The following is a 6318-nucleotide window of genomic DNA, read 5'->3' on the forward strand; positions in this document are numbered from 1 at the left end:
TTCCACTTCATCCCTGCCCGGCCGGGGCGGGGCTCCGGCCGGGCAGGTCGGCGACTGTCAACGCTTCCGCTTGGCATCTTTCAGGGCGTCCTGCATGCGGTGAACGGGACCGCGATACGAGCGATCGACGCTGCGGTGCTCCGCGGTCCCCGAGACGCGCGGCTCCCTGATCGTTGACCGCAGATTCCTGAGAAACTTGTACGACCGAGTGTTGTCGCGGCTCGCCTTACCCATTTCTTTGTTGAATTTTTCGGACAGTTCGTTGACGACTGTGGGGTACTCGACGAGCGTGCCCTGCCCCAGGGCGTAGTTCACCCCATCCGCGATCTTTCCATACATTTTGGCAGTGATTCGGTCCTTCTTCAGATCGCGTTCAGCCTCCTTGAGCAACTTATCCATGTTGGCTTCCATCGCTTCTCGCTGCCGATTCACCGACTCGCCTTGAGCATCCTGGGTGGTATTCGGAATGTTGACGTTCCACATGGCCTCGCCGTCATTCGAGTACGACATGTCGTTACCCGCGTGGGTGCCCTCGTGAGCAACCATCTCCTCCGCGGTCATGCCATTGTCGGTCATCCACTGCACGTTGTAGCTGGTCTGGTAGCCGTCGCCGTCACGTCCCGTTTGAGGCGCCTGATAGTCACTGGTCTGATTGAACGTCAGGTGGGCGAGCGATGCCTCGATGAAGTCCCGCTCATCATCCATGCCGCTACTCGCGGAACTGTTGGGCGAGTAGCGGCCGCCCGCTTCCTGGACAGCCTGCTCGGTCCGGCGCCTACCGTGTCCACCTTGGTCCACTGTTCCCACCTTGCGAAGGGGCGGTCCGCGAATGGGCCGCCGGCTGGCCGCTTCAACGGCTGGCCCTTGCCGGCGGTTCACGGGTTTCCGATATTCCGGCTTTGCCCGTTGGTGCAGATACTGGCGTGCTGGGAGACCGCGTCAATGACGCTCCCGTACCGCAAGCGTTCAGCCAGACTTGTTCACCAGGCCCGACTCGTAGGCAGCGATCACGGCCTGCACGCGGTCGCGGCAGCCGAGTTTGCGCAGCACCTCGGAGACATGGGTCTTGACGGTCTCGTCTCCGATGCCGAGGTCCGCGGCCACCTCGGCGTTGGATCGACCCCGGGCGACAGCGAGCAACACCTCCCGCTCCCTCGGAGTGAGGGTCGCGATCCGCTCAGCCCAAGGCCCGGTCAACCCCGGCGCCCCGGCCTCGACAATCTCCCCCGACCCGGCCGACGCCACCGAAGTTGCGGCCCCGGCCGACGGTGCAGATGAGGGGGCGGTCGATCCGACTTGAGCGGTGCGACGTCGGCGCAGTACGGCGGCGAACAGCACCACGGCGCCCACCGCACCCAGGTAGAACGCCAGGTAGCTCAGGCGGATCCGGTCCATCCATCGATCCGGCTCACCGGGGAGCAGGTTGACCGGCCCGACCAGCGGCACGTGCCAGTACATCTCGCTGGTGCAGTACAGCACGGCCAGGGTGACCGCGAGCGCTGCCAGGGCTAGGGCGAGCCTGCGGGCACCCCCGTAGACGGCGATCCCGAGCACCGCCAGCGCGGCCAGCCACCAGCCCCAGGCGACCACCCCGAGCAGCGGCGACAGCACCCAGGGGACAGCCGTCAACGCGCAGGCCACCTTCAGTCGGTACCGGGAGGAGGCGACCGCCGCGATCGCCGCCAGGTTGGCGATCCCCAACCCGAGCCGGGCCGGATCGATGAGCCAGGTGCTGGAACCCTCGTACAGGGCGTCCACCCCCCACCACGGGGTGCCCAGCAACACCGTGCCCACCACCGCGGCGAGCACCAGCGGCACGACCCCCCGGGCCACCCCGCCGCGCAGGTCCGGAGCGGCCAGATTGGTAGATGTCAGTTCCGGATTCGCCATGCCGCGAGCATGTCAGCCGCCGCTCGCCGGACGCCTCCCCGAGAGGCGGGAAATCAAGGTTCGATCATCTCCCCCGTCCGGGGGAGACCGCCGCCTTCACCGCCGTTGACCTGGGCAAGGAGGCCGGCAGCCGCGGTGGTCACGCTCCCGGCATTCCTCCTGGCCGATTTTCGCTCGACCGCACTTCCCGGCGGCTTACCGTCAGGATCAGCCGTTGTTCCGCGAGCGCCTGTTCGCTGACCTCGAGGCGAGGGGGAGGCATGACGTCGCACCGTGCGGGTCATCGAAGGCGTCGACCGGGAGCGTGGCGGCCCGCCGGTCCACGGCCCCCCGCCACCGGTCTCCACCCCCCGCGCCGCTGATGTGCGGGATCAGTGGGGAGGCGAGGTTCGACGGTACGACCCCGGACGCCGCCGCGGTGACCCGGATGACGGAGGCGATGCGGTCCCGGGGGCCGGACGGTACGGGCCGGTGGAGCGAGGACTGGGTGACCCTGGGGCATCGACGGCTGACCATCATCGACCTGTCCGAGGCCGGCAGTCAGCCGATGGTGCGGGAGGATCTGGCCCTCGCCCTGGTCTTCAACGGCTGCATCTACAACTACCCCCAGCTACGCGAGGAGTTGCGGGCCGCCGGTCACACCTTCCGCTCCACAAGCGACACCGAGGTGATCCTGGTGGCGTACGCCCAGTGGGGCGAGGACTTCGTCGACCATCTGGTCGGCATGTTCGCCGTCGGCCTGGTCGACCGGGCTCGGCGTCGGCTGGTGCTGGCCCGTGACCGGCTCGGCATCAAACCCCTCTACCTGGCCGAGACGGCGGGTCGGCTGCGGTTCGCCTCCACCCTGCCGGCACTGCTGGCCGCCGGGGAGGTGGACACCGAGGTCGACCCGGTGGCGTTGCACCACTACCTGTCCTGGCACTCGATCGTGCCCGCGCCCCGGACCATCCTGCGCGGGGTGCGGAAGCTGCCACCGGCGACCGTACGGGTCGTCGAGGCCGACGGACGCAGCCGGGAACGGGTCTACTGGCGACCCGACTATCTCCGCCGACCCGCGCACACCGGGTGGGCGGCCCGGGACTGGCAGGAGGCGATCGGCGAGGCCCTGCGTACGGCCGTGGCCCGGCGGCTGGTCGCCGACGTGCCGGTCGGGGTGCTGCTCTCCGGCGGGCTGGACTCCAGTCTCATCGTGGCGCTGCTGGCCGAGGCGGGGCAGGAACACCTGCGCACCTTCAGCATCGGCTTCGACAGTCGCGGCGGCGAGGCCGGCGACGAGTTCCACTACTCCGACCTGGTGGCCCGCGCCTTCGACACCGACCATCAACGCCTGCAACTGGCCGACGACGACCTGGTGCCGGCGGTACGCCGGACGGTCGAGGCGATGACCGAGCCGATGGGCAGCCACGACGTGGTCGCCTTCCATCTGCTCTCCGAGCAGGTCGCGCGGCACGTCAAGGTGGCGCAGTCCGGGCAGGGGGCGGACGAGGTGTTCGCCGGGTACGCCTATCACCAGCCCTTCGCCGAACTGCCCCGGGATCGGGCCGCGGCAGCCTTCGCGGAGGCCTTCTTCGACCACGAACACGCGGAACTGGCCGAGGTCGTCGGCTCCGCGTACGCCTTGGCCGGTGATGCCAGCGGCGACCTGGTCCACGCGGATCTGACCGCGCCCGGCGCGGACACCGCGTTGGACGCCGTCCTACGCCTGGACACCCATCTGATGCTGCCCGACGATCCGGTGAAACGGGTCGACAGCATGAGCATGGCCTGGGGGTTGGAGGTACGCACTCCCTTCCTCGATCAGGACCTGGTCACCCTGGCCGCCGCCTGCCCGCCGGAGCACAAGGTCGCCCAGGGCGGCAAGGGGGTGCTCAAGGAGGTGGCCCGTCAGGTCCTGCCGACGGAGGTGATCGACCGGCCGAAGGGCTACTTCCCGGTGCCCGCACTGCGCAATGTCGACGGGCCGGTCCGCGAACTGGTCGTCGAGGCGTTGCGGGCCCCGGCCGCACGGGAGCGTGCCCTGTTCCGGCCCGAGTACGTCGAACGGCTGCTCGCCGACCCACAGGCGGCACAGGCGGCGGCCGGCAGCAACAAGCTGTGGCAACTCGGCCTGCTGGAACTCTGGCTCCAAACCCATGGCGTCCGGTAGCGCAGGGGTCGGGCCGACCCGGCTGACCCTGGGTGTGGAGGAGGAGTTCCTGCTGCTGAATCCGGACACCGGGGAGAGCATGCCGGTGGCCGAGCAGGTGCTGGCCTCCCTGTCCGGCACCGCCCGTACCCAGAGCCGGCAGGAGTTCCGGCACAGCATGTTGGAGATGGTCACCCCGGTCTGCGTCGATCTCGGGCAGCTGCGCGACCATCTGATCACCCTGCGCCGGGCCGCCGCCGAGGCCGCTGAGGCGGCCGGCGCACGACTGGTGGCGGTGGGCGCGACCCCGGTGTTCGAGGCCCATCTCACCGTGCCGGACGAGCAGCGGTACCACGCGATGTCCCGCCGTTTCGGGCCGGTCGCGCACGATCCCGCGGTGTGCGGCTGTCATGTGCACGTCGGAGTGCCGGACCGGGAGCTGGCCGTGCAGGTGTGCAACCACCTGCGGCCGTGGCTGCCGGTGGTGCAGGCGCTCACCGCCAACTCGCCGCTGTACGACGGACGGGACACCGGCCACGACAGTTGGCGGTCCATGCAGCTGGAACGCTGGCCGAGCATCGGGCCCACCCCGCATTTCGAGTCGGTCGCCGACTACGACGCCACCGTGCAGGAGTTGATCACCGCCGGGATCATGCTCGATGCCGCGATGGTCTACTGGTACGCCCGCCCGTCGGCCGCGTTCCCCACGGTCGAGGTCCGGGTCGGCGACGTCTGCCCCTGCGTGGACGACACCGTCCTGGTCGCGGCCCTGGTCCGGGCGCTCGTCACCACGATGATCGACCGGGTACGCGACGGGGTGCGGCCCGTCCGGATCCGGGACTGTCTGGTCGCGGCCGCGCACTGGCGGGCCGCCCATGACGGAGTCAACGGAGTGCTCGTCGACCTGTGCAACGGCGGCGCCCGACCCGCCTGGGAGCTGGTCGACGAGCTGGTCGACACGGTCACCCCCGCGCTGACCCGCCACGACGATCTAGACCTGGTGCTCCGGCAGATCGACCGGTTGCGTCGGGAGGGCACCGGCGCCACCCGGCAACGTCGGGTGCTGGCCGGCACCGACGGCGACGTCCAGGCCGTGCTGCGACACCTGATCGCCCAGACCGTGGCGGGCTGACCGGCCCGGGTTGGCCCCGGCGGGCCACCGGTTGGCCCGGCGGGGTCGCCGGAGCGGGAAGTGACCTCGAACAGTGTTTCGACGACGAGGAGGACGCGTGTTCAGCCACACCAAGAACCTTCAGTTCGAGGCCAAACCGGACGGCCCCGACGCCGCGTTCGCCCGCCGGCTCCAGGAAGTCCTGGGCGGCAAATGGGGCGAGATGACCGTCGCCAACCAGTACCTCTTCCAGGGCTGGAACTGCCGGCTCCCCGGAAAGTACAAGGACCTGCTCCTCGATGCCGGCACCGAGGAGATGGGCCATGTCGAGATGATCGCCACGATGATCACCCGATTGCTGGAACATGCGCCGCTGTCCCTGCAGGAGGCGGCCGAGGGCAACCCGATGGTGGGGGCGATCTACGGGGGCTCCAACCCGGCGCACTTCATCCACGGCGGCGGTGGCGCGATGCCGGTGGACAGCGTCGGGGTGCCGTGGAACGGCAACTACGTCACCGCCAGCGGCAACCTGATGGCGGACTTCCAGCTCAATGTCACCGCCGAGGCCCAGGGCCGGCTTCAGGTCTCCCGCCTGTTCAAACATGACCGACGACCCCGGGGTCAAGCAGATGCTGCGATTCCTGCTGGCCCGCGACACGATGCACCAGAACATGTGGATGGCGGCCATCGAGCAGCTCAAGGAGGACGGGCTGGAGGGGATGCCGGTGCCGGACGCCTTCCCCGACTCCACGGAGTTCAGCGAGGAGTTCAGCTACACGTACCTCGACTTCTCCCCGACGGGGATGCCGCACAGGGTCGCTGGGCCGCCGGACCGGCACCGGACGGCAAGGGAGAGTTCCGGTACGACAAGACACCCCGCGCACACGCCCCGGAGCCGGTCCTGCCGCCGGGAGACCCTCGGCTGTACGGCACCGACCCGGGGCTGGTGCAGGGGGTGGTCAACAAGGTCAAGAGCAAGGTCACCTGACCGTGTCGGGCGGGCCCGGCCTGCGCCGAGCCCGCCCGTCCCCAGGTCATCCCCAGGGCTGTGTACCCGTCAGCGTTGCAGGGTCAGTACGCCCGGTCGGTAGGGCAGCAGGCCGTAGTCGCCGCCCGAGTTGGGGGCTCGGCCCTGGTAGAGCAGTTGCAGGTTGCAGGGGTCGATGGTCATGGTCTGGTCGGCGTTGCTGCG

At 69.4% G+C, this 6318-nt stretch carries 5 protein-coding genes and 1 pseudogene; 4 read left to right on the forward strand and 2 right to left on the reverse strand.

Annotated features, from left to right (window positions below; translation table 11 throughout):
- Nucleotides 1-57: 57 nt before the first annotated feature.
- Both ACLQ2T_RS27785 and ACLQ2T_RS27790 read right to left on the reverse strand, forming a co-directional pair.
- Nucleotides 58-705 (reverse strand): hypothetical protein, encoded by a 648-nt coding sequence (locus tag ACLQ2T_RS27785; RefSeq protein ID WP_425769315.1) that lies wholly within the window; start codon nt 703-705, stop codon nt 58-60.
- Between the two features lie 261 nt (nt 706-966).
- Complete coding sequence (locus ACLQ2T_RS27790; protein ID WP_425769316.1) at nt 967-1890, reverse strand: response regulator transcription factor; 924 nt, start codon at nt 1888-1890, stop codon at nt 967-969.
- Nucleotides 1891-2251: 361 nt separating this feature from the next.
- Here ACLQ2T_RS27790 and ACLQ2T_RS27795 point away from each other — a divergent pair, with 361 nt between their 5' ends.
- From ACLQ2T_RS27795 to ACLQ2T_RS27810, 4 genes and pseudogenes are all read left to right on the forward strand, one after another.
- Nucleotides 2252-4036, forward strand: coding sequence for an N-acetylglutaminylglutamine amidotransferase (locus tag ACLQ2T_RS27795; protein WP_425769317.1), 1785 nt, complete (start codon nt 2252-2254; stop codon nt 4034-4036).
- Nucleotides 4023-5147, forward strand: a complete 1125-nt coding sequence (locus tag ACLQ2T_RS27800) for a carboxylate-amine ligase (protein WP_425769318.1) — start codon at nt 4023-4025, stop codon at nt 5145-5147. The genes ACLQ2T_RS27795 and ACLQ2T_RS27800 overlap by 14 nt, the downstream gene beginning before the upstream one ends.
- Nucleotides 5148-5244: 97 nt before the next feature.
- A pseudogene (locus tag ACLQ2T_RS27805) lies at nt 5245-5712 on the forward strand (manganese catalase family protein); the annotation flags it as partial.
- Between the two features lie 73 nt (nt 5713-5785).
- Nucleotides 5786-6217 (forward strand): hypothetical protein, encoded by a 432-nt coding sequence (locus ACLQ2T_RS27810; RefSeq protein WP_425769320.1) that lies wholly within the window; start codon nt 5786-5788, stop codon nt 6215-6217.
- Nucleotides 6218-6318: the final 101 nt, after the last annotated feature.

The organism is Micromonospora sp. DT229 (assembly GCF_049844505.1).
GTDB lineage: Bacteria > Actinomycetota > Actinomycetes > Mycobacteriales > Micromonosporaceae > Micromonospora.

Bases quoted from the DNA above. Each gene is read 5' to 3' on its own strand.
- ACLQ2T_RS27785 (WP_425769315.1), bottom strand. From the start codon at position 705: ATGGATGATGAGCGGGACTTCATCGAGGCATCGCTCGCCCACCTGACG.
- ACLQ2T_RS27790 (WP_425769316.1), bottom strand. From the start codon at position 1,890: ATGGCGAATCCGGAACTGACATCTACCAATCTGGCCGCTCCGGACCTG.
- ACLQ2T_RS27795 (WP_425769317.1), top strand. From the start codon at position 2,252: ATGTGCGGGATCAGTGGGGAGGCGAGGTTCGACGGTACGACCCCGGAC.
- ACLQ2T_RS27800 (WP_425769318.1), top strand. From the start codon at position 4,023: ATGGCGTCCGGTAGCGCAGGGGTCGGGCCGACCCGGCTGACCCTGGGT.
- ACLQ2T_RS27810 (WP_425769320.1), top strand. From the start codon at position 5,786: ATGCACCAGAACATGTGGATGGCGGCCATCGAGCAGCTCAAGGAGGAC.